General features: G+C 68.6%; 15 protein-coding genes. All 15 read right to left on the bottom strand.

Annotation, left to right across the window (positions count from 1 at the left end; translation table 11 throughout):
• Positions 1–21 precede the first annotated feature (21 nt).
• The 15 genes from IH26_RS0120910 to IH26_RS0120980 all read right to left on the bottom strand — a co-directional run bounded on the left by IH26_RS0120910 (position 22) and on the right by IH26_RS0120980 (position 19967).
• Complete coding sequence (locus IH26_RS0120910) at positions 22–1224, bottom strand: cytochrome P450 (protein WP_030437915.1); 1203 nt, start codon at positions 1222–1224, stop codon at positions 22–24.
• A gap of 48 nt (positions 1225–1272) precedes the next feature.
• The gene (locus tag IH26_RS0120915; RefSeq protein WP_084598966.1) at positions 1273–2307 is read right to left on the bottom strand and encodes a Rieske 2Fe-2S domain-containing protein; all 1035 of its coding nucleotides are present in this window, start codon (positions 2305–2307) and stop codon (positions 1273–1275) included.
• 23 nt (positions 2308–2330) lie between these two features.
• Positions 2331–3113 (bottom strand): class I SAM-dependent methyltransferase, encoded by a 783-nt coding sequence (locus tag IH26_RS55995; RefSeq protein WP_051808345.1) that lies wholly within the window; start codon positions 3111–3113, stop codon positions 2331–2333.
• Entirely contained in the window at positions 3110–4132 is a 1023-nt protein-coding gene (locus tag IH26_RS0120925; protein WP_157437290.1) for a terpene synthase family protein, read from the bottom strand. Before IH26_RS0120925 ends, IH26_RS55995 begins: the two co-directional genes overlap by 4 nt.
• A 56-nt stretch (positions 4133–4188) precedes the next feature.
• Positions 4189–5184 (bottom strand): polyprenyl synthetase family protein, encoded by a 996-nt coding sequence (locus IH26_RS0120930; protein ID WP_157437291.1) that lies wholly within the window; start codon positions 5182–5184, stop codon positions 4189–4191.
• Positions 5185–5697: 513 nt separating this feature from the next.
• Positions 5698–6987, bottom strand: a complete 1290-nt coding sequence (locus tag IH26_RS0120935; RefSeq protein ID WP_245665339.1) for an ATP-grasp domain-containing protein — start codon at positions 6985–6987, stop codon at positions 5698–5700.
• Positions 6984–8240, bottom strand: a complete 1257-nt coding sequence (locus tag IH26_RS0120940) for a condensation domain-containing protein (RefSeq protein ID WP_030437921.1) — start codon at positions 8238–8240, stop codon at positions 6984–6986. The genes IH26_RS0120935 and IH26_RS0120940 overlap by 4 nt, the downstream gene beginning before the upstream one ends.
• Positions 8237–8917: a thioesterase II family protein gene (locus tag IH26_RS0120945; RefSeq protein WP_051808346.1), complete on the bottom strand. Its 681-nt coding sequence runs from the start codon at positions 8915–8917 to the stop codon at positions 8237–8239. The genes IH26_RS0120940 and IH26_RS0120945 overlap by 4 nt, the downstream gene beginning before the upstream one ends.
• Before the next feature lie 53 nt (positions 8918–8970).
• A complete protein-coding gene (locus tag IH26_RS0120950; protein WP_051808347.1) occupies positions 8971–10239 on the bottom strand; it encodes an MFS transporter in 1269 nt (422 codons plus the stop codon).
• On the bottom strand, positions 10232–11713 hold the full coding sequence (locus tag IH26_RS0120955; RefSeq protein ID WP_169789787.1) for a phosphopantetheine-binding protein: 1482 nt from the start codon (positions 11711–11713) through the stop codon (positions 10232–10234). The genes IH26_RS0120950 and IH26_RS0120955 overlap by 8 nt, the downstream gene beginning before the upstream one ends.
• Positions 11714–11725: 12 nt before the next feature.
• Entirely contained in the window at positions 11726–12478 is a 753-nt protein-coding gene (locus IH26_RS0120960; protein WP_030437925.1) for a class I SAM-dependent methyltransferase, read from the bottom strand.
• Entirely contained in the window at positions 12475–13992 is a 1518-nt protein-coding gene (locus IH26_RS0120965; RefSeq protein ID WP_051808348.1) for an amino acid adenylation domain-containing protein, read from the bottom strand. The genes IH26_RS0120960 and IH26_RS0120965 overlap by 4 nt, the downstream gene beginning before the upstream one ends.
• Positions 13989–14207, bottom strand: a complete 219-nt coding sequence (locus tag IH26_RS0120970; protein ID WP_030437927.1) for a phosphopantetheine-binding protein — start codon at positions 14205–14207, stop codon at positions 13989–13991. The genes IH26_RS0120965 and IH26_RS0120970 overlap by 4 nt, the downstream gene beginning before the upstream one ends.
• Positions 14198–15301 carry a MupA/Atu3671 family FMN-dependent luciferase-like monooxygenase gene (locus tag IH26_RS0120975; protein WP_030437928.1) on the bottom strand — a complete coding sequence of 368 codons (1104 nt, stop codon included), beginning with the start codon at positions 15299–15301 and terminating at the stop codon, positions 14198–14200. The genes IH26_RS0120970 and IH26_RS0120975 overlap by 10 nt, the downstream gene beginning before the upstream one ends.
• 10 nt (positions 15302–15311) lie before the next feature.
• Positions 15312–19967, bottom strand: a complete 4656-nt coding sequence (locus IH26_RS0120980; RefSeq protein ID WP_030437929.1) for a non-ribosomal peptide synthetase — start codon at positions 19965–19967, stop codon at positions 15312–15314.
• Positions 19968–20365 lie beyond the last annotated feature (398 nt).

The following is a 20365-nucleotide window of genomic DNA, read 5'->3' on the forward strand; positions in this document are numbered from 1 at the left end:
GCCAACCGCAGGCAGGAAATGTCATTGCGCGCCAAATGTCACCCGAAGGGAACGAGGGGCACGAGTGAGCATGCCTTCCTCGACCGGCACGAACCCGTCTCGATAGCGAATCACGGGAAAGCGTCGGAGCACGGCGGGAATGCCGATCGCGGCCTCCGCGCGAGCCAGCAGAGCACCGACGCAGAAATGCCGTCCGGCGCCGAACGAAAGGTGGCTGCTTCCCGCGCCGAACGCCGTGTTCACGTCGATCTCGGCGCGGTGAAGATTGAAGTTCTCGGAATCGACGAATTCTTCTTCGTCCCGATTGGCCGCGCCGATCAGGCAAAATATGGTCGCCCCCTCCGGAACACTGACACCGGAGATCTCGCGCCCTGCGATCAGTCGACGCAGCAGGATATGAGTGGGCGGGTTGAGGCGGAGGGACTCCGCGAACGCCCGCAACGAGAGGCCGGGATCCGCCCGGACATCCTTCATCTGTTCGGGATGATCCAAGAGGTTTCTGAAGGTGGATGCCAGACCACGCTCCGTCGTCTCACCGCCGGCCGCGAGAAGGAGACTGCAGAAATCCAGGATCTCGCGGTCGGTCAGCGTCGCATCGTTGATCGTGGCCGTGCACATCGACGAAATCAGGTCGGCGCCCGGTGCCGCCCGCCGGACGTCGATGACCTCCTGCAGATACTTGTCCAGTTCACGCTTGGCCCGCAGTCCGGCCTCGGTGACATCGGGGTCCTGCGTGTAGTTGCCGACGTAGTCCGCGGCCGCCCGGTACCAAACCTGGAACATGGCGTAGTCCTGCCGCGGCAAATCCATTATTCCCATGATGACCCGGATCGGGAGCAAGGCGCAGTAGTCCCGTACCAGGTCCGGATCCGGCTGCGCGGCGAGGTCCTCCAGCAACTCGTCGGACGCCCCCGTGATGACCTCACCATATGAGGTCAGGGGCTTGCCCCGGAAGGACGGCGAGACCAATCGGCGATGTCGCCCGTGCTCGGCACCCTCCATCTCCAGAATGCTTCGGCCCACGAGGTCCCGAACACCGTCATAGCTGGCTGTCGAGTAGTCCTCATGGGTCAAGGCCTGGCGCACATCGGCGGCTCGGCTGATGATCCAGCCCAGCCTCGGGTCATTGTGGATCGGGAAGTCGTTTCGCATGGTCCGATAGATCGGGTACGGGTCCCTGGCAAATTCCGGGGACAGCAGGTCGGGCGGAGTAACATGCACCATCGCGTCTATTCCTCCTTGCTGTGGCGAACGACGCCTCGAACGCGGAACTCAATTTTTGGCATAGAATTGTCCGGCCCAGTGCCGGAACTTGCCGATCGGGCCGTCGCCCTTGACCAGTCGAGGGTGTTCCAGGTACGTCTTCGTGGCCCAGACCGGCACATCGCGCGTCGCCTCGGGCGAAACGATGAGCAGCGCCGCACGCGTGAGTGCTCTGGACAGCGTCGCGGATGCGAGGTTGGTGACCGCCGGACCCGGTCGTCCACTCAACGCGGAAATACTGGTGGCAAACCGGAACTCGATACGCCACGGCGCTATCGGTGTGGCCATGGCCCACATCCGGGCGCTCAGGCCCAGCTTGGGGACCTCGGCGGTGACCAGGATGTAGCCGAGGCCCGAGACGCTCGTCTCGTACTCGACACTCCTGGTGCCGATCATCGGAAAACGCTGCTTCCAGCGGTATCTCGCATGGAAGTGTGGTCCGTCGAAGCTGATCGGCTCGGCGATCTCTATTCCGTAGAATTTGTGGAACACCGAGAGATGGCCGATGTCGACGGCGTTCTCCACGACATCCTGCGGGTGTCCGGGGAGGACCTGGCATCGGACGGCGGTCAGCGGGAAGCCTCGCGAACCCAGCATCGTCGGTTCCCACGACGGGGTATGTCCCGTCGGCGAGAACCAGACGAAGACAAGCCCTCCCCGCTCGCACACGGGCCATTGCGTCAAGCGTGCGGCGGGCGGCTTGTCGACGGCGTAGGCGGTGCGAACGCACGCTCCCTCCGCGCCGAACTCGAAGCCGTGGAAGCCGCAGACAAGCGCTTCCCTGGCCACTCGCCCGGTAGTCCCCAGGTGAGCGCCCAGGTGCGGGCAGTAGGGATCCGTGGCGCGCACGACGCCGCTTTCGGTGCGGTAGACGACGACGTCGCGATCACCGATCCGGCGGGTGACGACGGGGGTCTTCCGCAGCTCGGCGACAGTTCCGACGCAGAACCAGCCCTCGGGATATGGCAGAGGTGCCCCGATTGCCTCGTCCGCCGGGGTCGGACCGGCGGCGGAGCTTCGATTCATAATGCGGACATTGATCATGGCACTCCGAGTCTCCTCAAGCGTCAAACAGCCGTCTCGCCGTCTCGCGACCGGTGGGCAAGAAAACGCAGGAGTACGCTGTCGCACCGAACCTCCGGCGGCGTCAGGTCATCCAACGCAGAATTGATCCTTCCTCGCTGGGAGTCGCTCAGGCCACGAAATACTTCGGGCCCGTATTGCGACCACCACTGGCGGGGAGAAACACCGTTCAATTGGCGCTCGCGCCGCCCCACCTCCGCGGAGGTGACGGTGAACCGGGCCTCGACGAGTTTCGCCAGATACTCCTGCGGGTCTCGCAGGTGCCACCGGGTCGGCGGCGGTGAGCCTGGAATCTCGGCCTTCGCCCAGGCCCGCAGCAACAATTCCCGAAGCTCCGCGAGGCTGCCCACGACCGGAACCTCGGCGACGAACCGTCCGCCCGGGGTGAGCGCCGAGAACACCGCGCCGAACACATCCGTCAGTGCATCCATCCAGTGCAGGGCCGAGTTGCAGAACACCGCGTCGTGCGTCGAATCCGCCGGCAGTGCGCCGGCATCGCCAAGATCGAACCGAACATCGGGATATTGCCGGCGCGCCTGGGAGATCATCGACTCGGAAATATCGAAGCCGCGAGCGATCGCACCACGTTGGGCGATCTGTGCCGTAATGGTCCCCGTCCCGCAGCCGAGATCGAGAATTCGTTCGCCGATTCGAGGAGCGAGGAGGTCGATCAGGCTTTCGCCGGAGCTGATGACATGACGGTACTCTGCATCGTAGGTGCGACCCCGCCATGGAAAGGCCGAGGCAGCTCGATCCGCTGTCGTCACTTCTGGGCGGCCGTTTCGAGAAAATTCGGCTGATCCTCGCCGGTACGCAGATGCTCGCTCCGGTACCGCTCGTTGCCGCATGACCAGTCGATGTTTCCCCGGATCCAGGATTTCATCGCCTCGAGGTAGAGCGAAACATGGTGAGCCTCCTCGGCGGTGAATTCGCCGGACGATTCGAAGAAGGCCACGGCCGAGTCGCTCTCGGCGATGAAATCGGCACAACGCCCGCGAAGCATGCCGGCCACCTCATCCGCCGCCTCTTGCATGGAGACGCCGCGTGTCCGCTGGATCACCTGAACGATGTTGTTCACGTTCCCGTCGCGCTTCTCGGCTTCGACGGAGAAGACGTCGTTGGCCCAGAGCACCAGGTCCGCCGTGTTGTCGAGAAGCTTCTGGACCCTGGAGTGAGCATGAACCTCGTCGGTGAGTTCGATGCCCAGACCGATTTCCGACAGGTCCATGCTCGGTCTCATGCCCCCGAATCGCCGGCGGGTCTCGATATACGTCGGCAGGTCCGGGGCGATGCCACGGCGCCGATTGTGGGATTCCCAGTGGCAGCCTTCGAGATAGTCGGTCAGATGGCGTACGAACCGCCGCCGCCAGGTAATCGAACTGCGCGCGGTGAGCCGGTTCCAGATGTCCCGGATGGACGCCTCGATGGGATTGCTGGACCGGGCCGAGTTCCCGGTCGGGTTGAGCGGGAACCAGCTGATCGTTTCGCGGATCAGTTCGACGAAGCGCTCGTCGCTCTGAGCGTCCGGAATTCTCTCCAGGTAATCATCGAAGATCGCCCAGACCGCCATCCAATCTGTGATGACGCACAGCTCCGGCAGCGGCGCGAAAGGGTAGGCGCGCCCGACCAGTTCCCCAAATCTGGTCCGATCGTAATGAAACTTCGCTTCTTCTGATCGAAGAAGGCCGAATTCCCGAAGGTACTCGCGAACATGCGCCTCCGCTTCATCTACATGCGGGTTCCGAAGCTCCGTGAAGGGTACGGAAAGATCAGGAAGAGAGAACATTGTGAATACATCCCCCGATGTGATCGGCTCGGCCGACGGTCCGCGAAACAGATCGCTCAGGACGCCCGGTCGACGAGTAGTTCGAGCAGGTGACACAGGCCGTTCTTCCCGGCCTGGTGAAGTTCCGGGGCGGAGTCCAGAATTTCGAACGCCCTCCGGTACTGCTCGGCAATCCTCTGTTCCACCGTGTCGAGCGCACCCGTTTCGATGATTATTGAACGACACGATTCGAGATGTTCGTTCGATAGCTCCTGCTGTCCCCGGGCACGGTCCATCTCGGCAACCTGGCTTCTGGTGGCGCTCGAGCGGGCCGCCGTCAGCAGTAGGCTGCCTTTGCCTGCGGTGAGATCGTCACCAACGGGCTTACCGGTCACTTCGGGGTCTCCGAACACTCCCAGAACGTCATCGCGCAGCTGGCAGGCCTCGCCCGCGTGTCCGGCGAACTTCCGCCGTACCGCGACGGCCGGTGAATCCGGGTCCGCCACCTTCGCGCCGATGACGAGCGGTCTCTCGACGGTACAACTGGTGGTCTTGAAATACGCCACCAGAAGCGCGTCCTCGCCCGACTCCGCGGGTTGGGCCGCCATCCGCAGGTCGAGGTACTGGCCGACCATGAGGTCCTGGTTGCCGAGATTCGTGATCTCGAGCAGAGCCGAACGGGTGGCCGCGTCCAGTTCCCGGTGCAGGATCAACTCGTACGACCACACGAGACAGATGTCACCGAGCAGGATTGCGGCGGCCCTGCCGAAGGAGCGCGATGAGCCCTCCAATGCCGCGGCAATCCCGATGATCGAGGGCTCATCGCCGCCTCCCGGTTTTCCGCCGGCGGCCGGCCACCCCCAGAAACAAAAGGATGGGCGCAGGAGCTTCCCCCCGGCCAGGAGTTTTCGACAAGTTTCCATGAGCGGTTGCGACCACTCAGGCGGTGCACTCGTGAGTCCGTCGCCCAGACGTTGCAAGGCCGATTCTCGCTCGTGCAGGAACCCACGAAGAAGGCCACGGACGGAACCATTGAACTCGGAGATCTGGATTTCTGGAAAAGCCGGTTTCAACTCATTGCCCCCGCAGATTTCGACCGGGCTTATCGAACGTGGCCGTCGGGCTGAAGCGCCCCAAGCGGGTCAGCCGATGAAATCTCGGTCCACATCGACCGGACTCAATAGACCCGATGCCGCAAGCAGCTTATGAAAGGCGCACGGAGGATGGCAAGGCCGATCCTCACCAGAGCGCCATCGGGCCGTGACCCAGCGTCACCGATACGGTGCGCTCCGGGCATTCCTAACGGGATGGCGCGCTTCAGGAAATGATCCCTTTGCCTCGATCACGCACACAGAGTGAATACCCGAAACTTGAGTCTTGTCCCACGTGGTAAGACACGAGCATCCGACCTATGTTGACCGACATCGATCCAGGATGGATGGACGATCTCCCGGGAAGTGGTGCCGAATATGTCGGCACCCAAAGGTCGGGAGCACGTCTTGTCGTTGATCTCTTCGGTCAGAAACGGGAACCGGCCCGCTGCCTCGCCACGCCGGTAGTGCACGGCGCGTCCACCGCGGAGCGCGTCAGGACTCGGTGGATCGTCCCGATGAGTGCACCGCGTTGGTCGTCGTCCACGTTCGTCCGTACTGGTCGGCGAAGACGTGCGAGAGCCGCGACAGGGCCTTGTTGAGCACGCCCATCGCGGTGGGGTGGTCGGGCGCCTCACCGGTCAGCAGGTCGAGGGGCTGCGTGCCGGTACCGCCGGCCAGCACCTCCCCCGGCCGGACGTACGGTCGATAGCCGGTCACTCCCGGCACCGCCCGCACCGAGGCAGCGCCCACCGTGGCCACCAAGCGGCACGCGTTCTCCGGAACGGGCGAGTTGTACTGGAAATAGACCGACCGCGGCGACAGCACCCCGTGCGGGAGCGGCCTCCCCAGAGCCAGCGTCACCGCGGTGCGGACCAGATCGACGCCGCACGATCGGCGGGCGAGCTCGTTGAGATGGCCGCCCAGACGGCCGTTGACCTCGATGATCCGCGGACCGGCCGGGGTCAGCTTGATCTCGGTGTGACAGATGCCGGTCGTGACTCCGAGCGCCTTCACCGCGGCGCTCGCGAGCGCCGTCAGAACGGCCTGCTCCGACTCACCCAGGTGCACCGGCCAGAATTGCCCGACCTCGCGAAACGGCGGCAGCAACGGATATTTGCCGGTGACAGCGATCGGAGTGACCTCGCCGTGGTGCGAGGCGGTCTCCACGGAGACGTAATCGCCATAGGGCGAACTGGGACGGCCCTGGAGCAGTTCCTCGACGAGAAGCGGTTCGCGGGCCGACCCGGCGACGAAGAGCCGTTCGTACACCTCGGCCGACGCCGCCCGGTCGGGAATGGCCCACGTCTCGCGGCTGCCTTCACCACGAACCGGCTTCGTGACTGCCGGAAGACCGCAGTGGCGCAGCGCGTCCTGCCATTCGGCGGCGGTCGTCACTCTCCTTGCGCGTACGGTGTCGACCGCCGTCACGCCGAGCCGGTGCCGTTGCTCGGCCTTGTCGGTGAGCAGGCGTGCGGTCTCCGGGGTGTGATAGGGAAGCCCGAGCCCGGCCGCCAGCTCCGCGGTCGTACCGATCATGGATTCGGCGAACGTGAGGATCCCCTGGGGTCGCCATCGAGCCAGCGCACGCAGGGTGTCCTCCGGGGTGCCGCCGATCGGCAGCACCTCTCCGATCTGCTCGAGCACCGGCCGCATCCTGGCGGTATGCGCCGACTCCGCCGTGACGAGGACCAACGGCGCGACCTCGGCCAGCCCAGCCGCCAACTCGCCGGCCGAGACGGACCCGCGGTCGTAGACCACCGCGACCGGGGCCGTGGCGCTCACGGACGGCATCGCGACGCGACCTGCTCGACCACCGTCTCGGCGTAGCCAGGCCCGAGAATCCTCGGGTCCGCGAAGACCCGGAGACGAACGGTGCCGAGGTCGCCCCGCTCGAAGGCGTAGATGCGCAGAGCGCCGTGGATCTCGCTGCCGCCGGCGCTGGGTGGCGACAGCAACTCACCCGCGAGTGCACCGATCCGTGCCGCCGGGAGCTCCTTGAGATAGTTGAAAAGGCCGTACGGCTCGGCCGGAACGGTGCTGCGGTAGCGGTCCCCGTACCGATGGGGCTCCAGCCGCCGGACGACCTCGGCGTGGTGAATGTGGTGTGTGCCCAGGGAGCGGACAAGTGCGGCCGCGCTGCGCCGGAGCATCTCGTCCGGGTCGACGGCCGGCTGGATGGTCAGCAGGAGCCAGTTCGAGAGGAAGCCAGCGATCGCCTGATCCGCCTCGGTACGCCGGCGGGCTGCCTGGATGAGCATTCGGTACGGCGCGTCATCGGCCCGCCGCCGGTCGGCGTTTCCCATCGCGCCCGTGCACAGCGCCAATACCTGCGCCGCCCGCCCGAGCTGAGTCGATCCGAGGGCGCCACGGCCGGGCGGCAGCGGCAGCACGACCTCGGCCCGCTCGGAGGTGGCATCGTCGGTCGACGGTGCCGCGGCCAGGTCCTCCCGCAGCGCTGGATAGGTGGCTCCGCCGGTCCGCTCCCGCCAGTACCGCAAGATGCGATCCGCCGCCGGCGAGTCGGCCGCCGCCAGCTCGGCGCGGATCGTCTCCTGGTCCGACACCGGCTCCGGCCGCACCGCCCCGCCGCCGGACAGCAGTGACCAGAGATCGGCGAGGATGTTCGCGATCGTGACGCCGTCCACCACCAGGTGGTCGAAGCAGGCGCCGACAAGCGTCGTTCCCGCGTCGGTCGCCACCACCAGTCGCGCCATCACTCCACCGGAGATGTCCAGATCACCCAGCATCGCCGCGGCGAAACCGGCTTCCGGGGTCTCGACGAACGAGCGCTCGAACACCTCGTCGGTCGGCCGCGCCGTGGCCACGAACCCCTCCTCCGGTGAGCCGGCGAAGGCCGTACGCAGGTTGGCGTAGCGGGTCAGGATGCTCCGCCAGGCCGCACGGAACGTGGTGCGGGCGACCACCGCCGGGAAACGGTAGACGACGGCGGGCTGATCGACCGCCCGCCCGTCGCGTACCCAGGTGGTGAGCCGCTCGCGCTGCCCGAGGGAGATGAACAGGCTGTCGGCGCTCATCGGTTCGAACGGCTCCTGACGCGGTCGAGGACGTACGCGAGGACCGAGGCCGGCTCGTCCCCGACGAAGAAGTGGCCGCCCGGCATCGATCGCACGGCGAGCTCACCGAGGGTGCAGGCCGCCCACCCCTGAACCGAGGACACGTCCACGTGCGGATCCTCCGTACCGACCAGCGCGGTGATCGGACAGTCCAGGGCGGGATCCGGGGACCACTCGTAGTTCGCCGCCGCGTCGAGGTCGGCTCGGATGGACGGCAGCGCGATCTCGGCCAGCTCGGGAATGCGTAGTGGCTCGTTGGCCGCGTCGAACTGGCAGAGCCAGGAGACCAGCGTCGCGTCGTCGAAACCCGATACGGCGGGCCGCGGCTGCTGCGGGGCGGGACACGCCGTGACGAAGAGATCGAGACCGGCGTACCCGCGCTCGGCGCCCAGCAATCGGCACACCTCGTACGCGACGAGACCACCGAAGCTGTTGCCGACCAGGATCAACCGGCTGGCCGGGAGGCCGCGCAGCGCCGCCGCGGCGCCGCCGGCCAACTGGGCCACCGAGGCGAGGAGCGGATCATGGACTCGGTCCTCCCGGCCCGGATACTGCACCACCTGGACGCCGACGTGCTCGTCGGCCAGCCCATGCCAACGGCGATAGGACGAGGCCGCGCCGCCGGCGTGCGGAAACACGACGACACATACCGGCCGGCTGCCGGAGGCGGAACGAAGCCACGGTGAAGCGGTCACAGCACCACCCCCACCTCGTCGCCGGCATCGCCGGCCCCGCTGCTGGGCAGGCGACGGACGTCGGCGACCGACAGGACCGCCGCGCAGGTCACCGCGATCATGGCCGCACCGGTGACCAGCAACGAGAAATCGCCGGTGAACCGGGCAGCGAACCCGATCAGCACATATCCCAGCGGCAGCGTCACCAGCGAGCCGAACCAGTCGTAGGCGCTGACCCGGGAGAGGGCCTTGCGCGGGACGTTCGCCTGCAACGCGGTGTCCCACAGCGCCGTGAAGACACCGATACCCATCCCGGCCAGGAAGCCGCCGATGACGACGACCGTCAACGGTGCCCGGACCGCCAGCGTCAGCAGAGCCGGGACGAATCCCAGCAGGCCGATGGTGGCCAGGAGCAGCGGGCGTCTCGGGGTGAGCCGAACCATGAGAAGCCCGCCGCCGACAGCGCCGGCACCGAACCCGCCGAGGATGAGCCCCCAGCCTCGCGCACCGCCGAGACCGTCGGCGGCGATCTGCGGGCCGAGCACGAGGTAGGCCGGCATCGTCGTCAGGTTGATGAGGCTGAACTGCACGACGATCGTCCACAGCCATCGCCGCGAGATGAACTCCCGCCATCCGTCCCGCAGATCGACCAGAACGCTCGACGACTCGGTCCGCGGCGCGACCGCATCGCGGGCGACGGTGACCAGGAAGAGCGCGCTGACGAGATAGGACACGGCATCGATCGCGAACACGATGCCCGGGTTGAAGGCGGCCACCAGAGCGCCGCCGAGGGCCGGTCCGACGAGGCTGCTGAAGGACCGGCCGATGCCGATCAGCGCGTTGGCCCGCTGCAGACCCGCCGCGTCGGTCACGGCCGGGATCAGACCGGTCAGCGCGGGACGGAAGAACGCCTGCCCCAGACCGTCGAGTGCCGCGAAGAACATCAGAGCCGCCAACGGTACGTGCCCGGCAAGCGTCCAGGCAGCCAGCAACCCCTGACTCACCGCCCGGGCCGCGTCCGTGGTGAGCATTACCGAACGGCGCGGAAGGCGGTCGGCCAGAACTCCCCCGAACAGCAGGAACACCACGGTCGGCAGGGAGCCCGCACCCATCACCAGACCGAGTCCGGAGACGCCGTGCCCGCCGCCGAGGACGGCGAAGGCCAACGCGATCGGCGTCATCTGGGAGCCGAGAATCGAGGTGTAGAACCCGGCCAGCAGGTTGCGCAACTGCCGGTTGGTTCGCAACGGCTTCCCGCGCCGCGACGCGGTGGTGATCTCAGGCATGAACAGCTCCGGTCATCGCCAGTTCGGCAAGTACGTCGAGGAACCGGCGAACCAAGCGCTCGGCGGCGTCGGCGGCGAACCGGGCGGGGTCGTAGGTGAAGACCAGCGAGTCGTTCGCATCGCCCCAGCCCTGCCCTGGGGGCCAGATCTCGCACATCGTGGCCGTGGAGAGTCCGTAGTACGGTTCGCGGACGAAACGGGTCTCCCCGTGGCCGAGTCGCAACCGCGGTGCCGGCGTCTGCTGCAGGACGAACACGTGCTGAAAGCCGCCGCCGGCAAGCCCCGCCTCGACCGCCACCCGCGTACTGTCCTCGATGGACAGGTCAGCGCGAAGGAGGGCACGCCGCACGGAATCGGCCGTGCGCCGGGCGAGCCGCCCGAGGTCGTCCGGGCCGGGAGCCGGTGGCAGCACCGGCACCATCGTGGTCAGGTTCCCGACGAAGCGGCCCAGGCCCGGGTCGTCCCGCAACGACACCGGTACGGCGAGCACGGCCGGCCGGATCGCCCCCGTGTCCTCGATCCCGATCCGATAGGCGGCCAGCAGCAGGACGAAGTAGCTGACACCCAGGTACGCCGCCAGATCCCGCAATGCCCCGCCGACCGGGATGCTCCGGACCAGTCGCGCCGGCCCGGCCGATCCGGACGGAACCGGCGCGGTGACCGCCGCCGGCCCGGCGGCCGGCGTGGACAGTTCCGCACGCCATCGCCCAGCCGCGCCGGGGTCCGGCGGATGGCGTCGCGCGAGCCGCCCGAGCGCCTCCCGGATCCCCACGTCCGGCGTACCGGGGCGCCCGTTGACCACGTCGTCGTAGGCGACGCCGAGGGCATCGGCCAGGATTGCCTCGCTGGCGCCGTCGAACGCGACGTGATGGACCCCGATGCCGAGCACCTGCAGCCCCGGCTCGACCTCGACGACGACGGCCCGGAAGACCTCGCCACGATCGGGCCGGAACGGCTTGCGCAGCGCCGAACGCACGTCGCACAGCGCCGCCTCCAGCGAGGCGGCCGGCCGGACTGTCACGACCGGCTCCGAGGGTTCGGCCGGCGTCGGCGGGCCCACGAGCGGATAGCACCGGCTGAGGCCGTCGTGCCGGCGGGGCAGGCTCGCGACCGCCGCGGTGAGGGCACTCACGTCGACTTCGCCGTGGACGACCCACACCAGCGCGCAGTTGCCGGCCACGTCGGACGGCATCATTCGCTGACGCAACAGTGTGGTCCGCGACAACGATGGAAGCGAGATCTCCACCGGCGGGCTCGGTCGCGGAGCCGACGCCGCCACGATGCGGTCGAGATCCCGCATCGTCGTTGCCGGGAAGAAGTCCGCGAGCGACAGGCGCCCGGCGTCCGGCCCCGACAGCGCCGCCACGATCCGCAGCGCCGCCAGGGAGTCGAGGCCGTACGCCCACAGCGGCAGATCCGGATCCGGCGGTACGAAACCGAGGACGGCGGCCACCGCCCGGGACAGTTCATTCATCGGCATGGCACATCAGGCCTCGTCCATCGGCGTGAAGATCGACACGTGCGACGCGCTGGCCGACTCCTCGAACTCGCCACCTCGCCAATCGGCGCACCGGCTCACCAGGCGTAGTCCGGCATCCGCCGCGAGCGCATCGAGCTGCGCGGGCCAGAGGTAACGCATCCGATGGGGCATGAGCCGGACGGGTTCGCCGTGCCGCAGGACCACGTACTGGAAGTCGCATCGCTGGGCGGCGGCGACGTGCGTACCGACCTCGAGAATCACCTGAGTGTTCGACATCGACCGGACCTTGATACCGGAGGTGCCGGGCAGCGCGGCCTCGTGCGGCACGATGGTCTCGATGATCAGTGCCCCGCCGGTTCGCAGCGCTTTCCGGCAGGCACGGAGGAAGTTGAGCTGATGACGCTCGTCGCCGACCAGGGTCACCATGTTGAAGACGGCGAGGACCGCGGACACCGGTTCGTCGAGCGTGAAGTCGGCCGCGTCCGCGCAAAGCGTCGTGATGGGCAGCCCGGCTGCCTTTTCCTCGAGGACCTTCAGCATGCTCGGTGACGCGTCGAGCGCAATCACCTCCACGCCCCGCTCGGCCAGCGGTACGGCGATCCGGCCTGTTCCGGCGCCGATCTCCAGCAACCGGCCCCCGGCCGGAACATGCGACCGGATCGTGGCCAGTTGGCTCTCGGTCGGCCGGTACCACTGATAGATCTCGTCGTAAACGTCGGCGAAGTGCTCGCCGAACGCCGGCGGATCGTGTTCGATCATTCCGTCGTCCTTTCCGCCGCCCTCGGAGCCGCCGATCGGGTCGCGCCGAACCCCGCGTGGAAAACCGCCGGCAGCTGACTTCGGTCGAGCTTGCCCGAATGGGTCCGCGGCAGTGCCGGCACGAAGGCGTACCTGCCGGGGCACATGTAGGCCGGGAGACGGCCGCCGACGAACCGGCGGATCTCCGCCTCCGCGGGCGCCGACTCGTCGGCGACCAGGCAGGCGACCAGGAACTCACCCGCTCCGGTCCGGACGAGCAGCGCGCCGGCGGCCGCTATTCCCGGGATCTGCCGGATGGTCGACTCGATCTCGCCGAGCTCGACGCGGAAGCCTCTGATCTTCACCTGCTGGTCGGCGCGGCCGAGGTACTCGACGGATCCGTCCGGACGCCGACGTCCGAGATCACCGGTGCGGTAGTGGACCGCGCCCCCGATCGGGACGAAGCGCTCACGCGTCAGGCCGGGCCGATTCAGGTATCCGCCGCCGACGGTCGGACCACCGACGACGATCTCGCCGGTCTCGCCGTCCGGAACGGCCGACAGGGACTCGTCCCGGATCGAGATCTCCGCCCGGCCGAACGGCCGGCCGATCGCCGAGCTCGCGTCGCTGTCCAGGTGGTCGCGTTCGACCACCTGACAGGTGACGAAGACCGTGGTCTCGGTGGGCCCGTAGAGGTTGAGGACGATCGGGTCGGTGTCTGCCAGCCGCTCCCACACCTGGCTCACCGCGTCCGGCTGCAACGCCTCGCCCACCGAGCACAGGTACCGCAACGCCGGCCAGGCTTCCCCGGCTCCGGCGCCGATCAGATTCATCCGCAGGACCGACGGTACCTGGCTGAGCACCGAGATGGCGTGGCGCGCGACGACCTCCCGGAAGCCGCGCGGTGTGCTCGTCTCCGCACCGTCCGGTGCGACCAGCGTTCCTCCGGTCGTCAGCGGACCCCACGTCTCCCACACCGAGGCGTCGAAGGCCAGCGAGGACGTGAGCAGCCAGCGATCCGTCGCGTCCACCCGCACGATGTCGCGCATGCCGTCGAGGAATGCGCTCACGTTGCGGTGACTGATCAGGCAGCCCTTGGGGCGGCCGGTCGAGCCCGAGGTGTAGATCACGTAGGCCGTGTCGTCCGGAACGGCGCGACGTCTTCCCGGATCGGATACCGGCACGGGAGTTCCGGACGACCCCGCCTCCACGACGGCGACCACTCCGGCGTCGGCGAGGATGAAGTCGCGGCGCGACGCCGGGAGGTCGGCCGCGATCGGCACCCAGGCGCCCCCGGCCAGGTTGACCGCGAGCAGCTTGACGATGCTCAGGGGATCACGGTCGACGATCACTCCGACCGTACGGCCCGGTCCCGCACCGGCCGATCGCAGCGGGGCGACCATCTCCCGCGCGTGCTTCACCAGTCCCTGATAGGTGAAGGTACGGCTGGTACCCACGATGGCGTTGCTGTCACCCGCCACCTCGGCCGCCGCCAGAGTCCGGCCGTGCAGCGTGGCCGGCCCGTCGTGGTTCATGTCCGCGGCCGGGCGAGAGCGGTCGCCAGGCCGGCCGGCGTCGGGTACTCCAGAACCTGCTCGGGAGCGATTTCCAGCCCCATCTGCTCGGCGCGCACGACCATCTCGATCAGCAGGATCGAATATCCGCCGAGCGTGAAGAAGTTGTCGTCGGCCTCGACCTCGACGCCGAGGAGCTCGCTCCAGAGCTCGCGGATGCGGTCGGTCAGCTCCATGTCGTTCCTCCCTGAAGGACGGCGGTAGTGCGCTCCCGCACCTCGTGTACGCGTGCCAGCGACTCCATCACCCGTTGCGTGGACAGGCCGAAGTCCACGAGGCAGGCGATCTCGTCGACGCCCGCCCCGGTGAGTCGCTCGACCAGAGAGACCGCCTCGTCCGGCGTGCCGAAGAGACCGGCCGACCGCAGATAGCGCTCCAGCGCGGCTTCGACCAAGGCGTCCCGGTCGTCCTCGTCCATCGGTCCGCCGCCCGGGCTCCCCGCCGACTGGACACCGAGCGACAACGAGGACCGCAGATAGCCGGACATCGCCCGCCGGAGTTCGCCGCCGGTCGCGACCGGTTCGTCCGAGAGATAGGTGTGGAGCATGAGAACAACGCGGTCGGTCGCCTTGGAAGCGGCGCGGACCGAGCCTCGCCGCCGGGCCTCCTCGGCCGCGGCGCGATAGGTCGCGATGTTCCGCGTGAGTGCGTCCAGATCCTGGTGGAGGAGGTGGGTGAGAATGCCGAAGCCCTCGGCGCCGGCGCGGGCGAACGTCGCCGGATCGCCGGCCGCCGAGATCCAGATCGGCAGGTCGGGCTGGACGGGCCGGGGGAAGGCCCGCACCGTACGATCCGATCCGGAGCCGTCGATCCGGACGACCGCCGATCCCCGCCACAACGCACGGACCTCCTCGATCGCCGTCCACATTGCGGGCTTGCGATTCCCGTACGCCTCCGGGCGCAGCACGAAGTCCTGCGGGCTCCACCCCGAGGCGAACGAGACGCCGGTCCGGCCGGCCGACAGGTTGTCGACCACCGACCACTCCTCGGCGATCCGGAGCGGCTCGTGCAGCGGCGCGACCACGCTGCCCGCCCGAAGGTCGATGGAGCGGGTGACGACGGCGAGCGCGGCCGACGTCACGGAAGGGTTCGGATAGAGGCCGCCCATCGGATGGAAGTGCCGCTCCGGCGTCCAGACGGCGGTGAACCCGGCATCGTCGGCGAACCGCGCCGCCTGGAGCAGCAGGTCGTAGCGGCCGGTCCCGGAGGCGGTCCCGGAGCCGGTGTCCCCGGCGCTGTCGTCGGCGAAGAAGAACACGCTGAAGTCCATGTCAACGCTCCTACCGTTCGGCGTCGAGGCGTTCCGCGAGGTCGCGGAGCCGTGGATGGGTGAGCAGCAGCCGGATCGGAACCCGGAAGCCCAGCAACTCGGTCAGGCGGCTGCAGCAGTTCAGCGCCCGGATGGAGTCGCCGCCGACGCCGAAGAAGTCGTCGTCCCGACCGATCGGGCCGGTGCCCAGGATCTCCGACCAGATCCCGGCCACCTGACGTTCGAGGTCGGTTCGCGGTGCATTGCCGGACCTGGGCTCGGCCGGGCCCGCGCCGAGGGACCGGAGGAGGGCGAGCGTGTCGGTCTTGCCGTTGGCCGTGGTCGGCAAGGAGCCGACGACGGTCACCACCGAGGGGACGAGATAGGCCGGCGCCCGCGCGACGACGAAGGCCCGCAGATCCTCGGCCGTGACCGGGCTCGCCGCCTCCGGAGTGACCCACGCGACGATCTGCCGGCCACCGTCGGGCAGGTCCCGTGCCGCGGCGACGGCGCCGGACACACCCGGGTGCCGACGCAGGATCGTCTCGACCTCGCCGAGTTCGATGCGGAATCCGCGCACCTTGACCTGCCGGTCGAGGCGGCCGAGGAATTCGAGGTCGCCGTCTGGTAGCCAACGAACGAGATCGCCGCTGCGGAATTGCCGTCCGCGGGGCGCATCGAGAAATCGCTCCGCCGTCTCGGCCGGCTTGTGGAGATAACCCGCGGCGACGCCGGCTCCCCCGATATGAAGCTCCCCCGGCTGGCCGATCGGGACGCGGACACCGTTCGGGCCCAGGACGCGCACCTCCACGCCGTCGAACGGCCGCCCGATGGTGACCCGCTCACCGACCGCCGAACGAGTGCACCAGATCGTCGCCTCGGTCGGGCCGTACGCGTTCCACAGGATTCCGGCTCCGATCCGGCCCCGCAGCCGGCCGGCGAGGTCGGGCGGCAAAGCCTCCCCTCCCGCGATGACGGTCAGCCCACCGGGATCCCAGCCGGCGCCCAGCAACGTGTGCAGCACCGTCGGGGTCGCCTGAACGTGGGTCGGCGCGGCGTGCCGCAGGTGGTCGACCGCGGCCACGGCGTCGTCGAGGTCGGGGACGACGACCACCGTGCCACCGACGGTCAACGCACACAGCATCTCCAGCAGGGAGATGTCGAAGGACGGCGTGGTCATCCAGGCGACCCGGTCGCCGGACCCGATCCCGAAGTCCGCCGCGAAGACCGGAACCCGATCGGCCAGCGACGCGTGGTCGACCACGACTCCCTTGGGAATCCCGGTCGAGCCGGAGGTGTACATCAGGTACGCGGCGCCGGCGAGCGAGGACCGATCGATCGATTCCTCCTCGAAACCGGGGAGATCGGCCACGTCGTGCCGGGACACCTCCGGTGGCAGCTCCACCGCCTCGCTCGTCCGGTCGCCCAGCACCACGGTGGCACCGCTGTCCCGGACCAGGTAGGCCACCCGCTCGGCCGGCAGTGCCGGGTCGATCGGAAGGTAGACGGCCCCGGCGCGCCAGATTCCCAGCGCGGCCGCGATGAGAGCGTGGCCCTTGGACAGAGTCACACCGACAGTGGCGCCCGGCGCGACGGACAGCTTCGCCAGGAGGGCCGCGACGGCATTCGACTGCCGGACGAGGTCCGCGTACGACCCGGCCCGGCTCCCCGCCTCGACAGCGACCTTGTCCGGGGTCCGCCGGCTCTGCCGATCGATCAGGCGAACCACGGTGGCCGCGGACCCGGGGATCGGTTTCCCGGCCTCGAAGCCGGCCAGCACGCGGGCACGGTGCGCCTCGATCGCCTCGCCCGTCCCGCCGGCCGGCGCCGCGCCGACGAGCACCTCGAGAACCGCCAGGTACTCGTGGAGGTACGGCGCCAACGCGTCCCCCGGCATGGCCGTGCCCCGGGACTGCAGCCGGACGTGGTCCGGCGAGACATGCAGGAACAGCGGGATCTCGGTGGCGGCCGAATCGACGATCATCTCACGACGGTCGTCTCCCATCCGGCGGAAGTCGGCGTAGTTGAAGACCACCTCGAGCCCGCGAGCCGCCGTGGACATCCGGTCACGCGCGGCCAGGAGATCGCGTTCGGCCCGCCACGCGGCGCCGATCAGGTCACCGGCGGTCCGCACGAGCGGGGCCGGGATCGAAATCGGCACCGTCGCGATGAACAGCCCCACGAGGCCGGCGGCGTCCTCGCGGGGCGGCCGCACGTCGACCACCACGCCCGTTTCCGTTTCCGCGCCTCCGCGTACGCCGGCCAGCAAGGCGAGATGAGCCCCCAGGTAGACCGACTTGACCGGCACGCCAAGCCGGCGGGCCAGGGCCTCCACCCGGTCGTGCAGCGCGGCCGGGAGGGCGGTCTCGGCTTCGACCAGCTCACCGGCGGCCACGCGTACGGAGGAACCGCGCCGTTCGGGCTTCTCCCGGGCCGCGGCCACCTCGGTCGCAGCGAGGTCGGGCATGGCGTTGTACGCCTCCGGCAGGGTGGCACCGTGCAAGATCCGGCTGAGGTCGGCCGTCACCACGTGCACGCTCCACCCGTCGAGCAAGGCATGGTGGTGGCCGAACTCGAATCGGACGGCGTCCGGCCCGTCGTATTCCCAGTGGACCCGCCACGGCACGCCCTCCCTCGGCGCGAGGATCGGCTCGTGCGACCGGTGTACCTCGAGCGCGACGTCAGCGAGCACCACGGCGGTCGGCACCGAGAGCCCTTCGGTGCGAAAAACCGTACGCAGGCTATGATGGCGGCCCGCCAGCGCTCGCCACGCCGCAGTCACCTGATCGGCGTCGACCTCGCCGACCCCGGACACCCGGAAGATCGTGCGCGACCAGTACATGTCGCCACCGACGGCCTCGGACTCGAAGAGCATTCCCGTCTGCAGGCGGGTCATCGGGTAGGCGTCGACCGCATTCGCGGGAAGCGCGGCCCGGTCGGCCGGAGTCAACAGCCGGAACGGTTCCGGCCGCCCGGCGACCGCCGGCCCCTTCGTACGCGTCACCCGGCCGGCCATGTCGGCGAGATCCGCCGACCGCAGCAGGTCCGCCATCGTCAGCTCGTAACCGGCCGCCTTGAGCTCGCCGATGACGCGAAGGGCCTGCAGGGAATCGCCGCCGAGGTCGAAGAAGTTGGCGGCCGCGGTAACGGTGTCCACGTCCAGAACGTCCTGCCACACACCGGCCAGGATCCGTTCGGCCGGGTCCTCGGGCCCGGCACCGTCTTCCCGGCCCGAGAGTTCGATGGGGAGCCGCGCCAGCAGCGTGGTGGTGTCGGCCTTGCCGTTGGGCGTCAGCGGCACCTCATCGACGATCCGCAGGATCGACGGGACGAGATGGGCCGGGACGCGGCCGGCGCCGTAGGCCAGAAGGTCGTCGGTGGTCACGGTTGATCCCGGGAGCAGGGTCACCCACGCCACCAGCTGCCGGCCGCCGTCCGACAGCTCGCGTACGGCCGCGACGGCGCCGGTGACGGCTTCGTGCCGGAGGAAAACCGACTCGACCTCCGCCAGCTCGACACGGAAGCCGCGGATTTTCGTCTGGCGATCGGAGCGGCCGACGTATTCCAGCTCGCCGTCGCGACCTCGCCGAGCCACGTCGCCACTGCGGAAGTAGCGCTCGCCGTCGACCTCGACGAAGCGCTCCGCGGTGAGCTCGGGCCGGTGCACATAGCCGCGGGCCACACCGGCGCCTCCGACGTACAGTTCGCCGTCCGTCTCGGCGCCTACTGGCCGGCCGTCCTCGTCGAGCAGGAGAAGCGTGTAGCCGGGCAGCGGCGCACCGATGAGCGAACGTCGGCCCGGCCCCTCGGGCACGCCGGGCGGAACGATCCGATAGGTGACGTGCACCGTCGTCTCGGTGATGCCGTACATGTTGACGAGCGTCGGACCGCCCGTGACCCGGCCGCGCCAGTCGGCGATGTCGTAGGAATGGAGCGCCTCGCCGCCGAAGATGATCATGCGAGCGGTGGCGAGCCGCTCCGGTCCGCCCGGATACCGGCACAGGCTCCGGAAGTACGACGGTGTCAGACAGACCACGCCGACAGACCTGGCGACGATCAGCTCGCTCAGCAGGCGCGGGTCGTCGCGTTGCACCGCCGAGGGAATGACGAGTGTGGCACCCAGCGAGAGAGGCGCGAGGATCTCCCAGATCGAGTAGTCGAAGGCATTGGAGTGCAGCTGGATCCAGACGTCATCGGCACCGAGCCCGAGCACGGCGGCGCCGCCGGACAAGAGATTGCCGACACTGTGCTGCTCGATCAGGGTGCCCTTGGGCCGGCCGGTCGTGCCGGAGGTATAGATGATGTACGCGCCGGTCCGCGAGCCGAGATCCGGGCCGGGATCGGGGTGGAGCTCGACGGCACCGGCCGCGGTCACGTGGACCTTGGCCCGGCTGTCTTCGAGAACGAACCGCTTGTGCTCGGCCGGAGCGGCGGTGTCCAGCGGCAGGGCGATCGCCCCGACCCGGAACGTGGCCAGCAGTGCGACCACGTAGGCGGTCGACCGCGGCAGCTCCAGACCTACCACGGATCCGGGTGTCGCGCCCGCGGCCAGCAGGACGCCGGCGAAGGCGGCGACCGACTTCTCCAGACGCTCGTAGGTCACTGGCTCGACGCCATCGTCGACGGCGATCTTGTTCGCGTACGCGGAGACACCGCGTTGCAGCCCGGTGGCGATTTCATCGGTCATACCTACCTCCACAATAAGTCATTGCGCGGCAGCATTGCCGGAAAGCCGATCACCGACGCGGGGCAGAACAAAGAACCACCCGTGGGAATACGACATCACGCGCTCAATCCGGGACGAGCATTCCGTCAAGCCGCTCCGCAATCAACCCCGAGAAGAACATCCCAATACACCAGGACATCGCATTACGGAACGGGTCGAGCGCGACTTGACAAATTGATGGGCGACCGGCCGGGCGCGGTGTACAGATCACCTTCCGGCGCCAGGAACACCCATGACGAGCGCAAGGCACAGCCTCTGCAGCTCACAGATTCCGCCGTCACCCGGCGTCTCGAGACATCTTCAAGATCGCCTGGACCTTGGTGGGTATCAAGCAATTAACCACACTGCCTGGTCAACGA

It is taken from the genome of Actinoplanes subtropicus (assembly GCF_000721705.1).
In the GTDB taxonomy this organism is placed as follows: domain Bacteria; phylum Actinomycetota; class Actinomycetes; order Mycobacteriales; family Micromonosporaceae; genus Actinoplanes; species Actinoplanes subtropicus.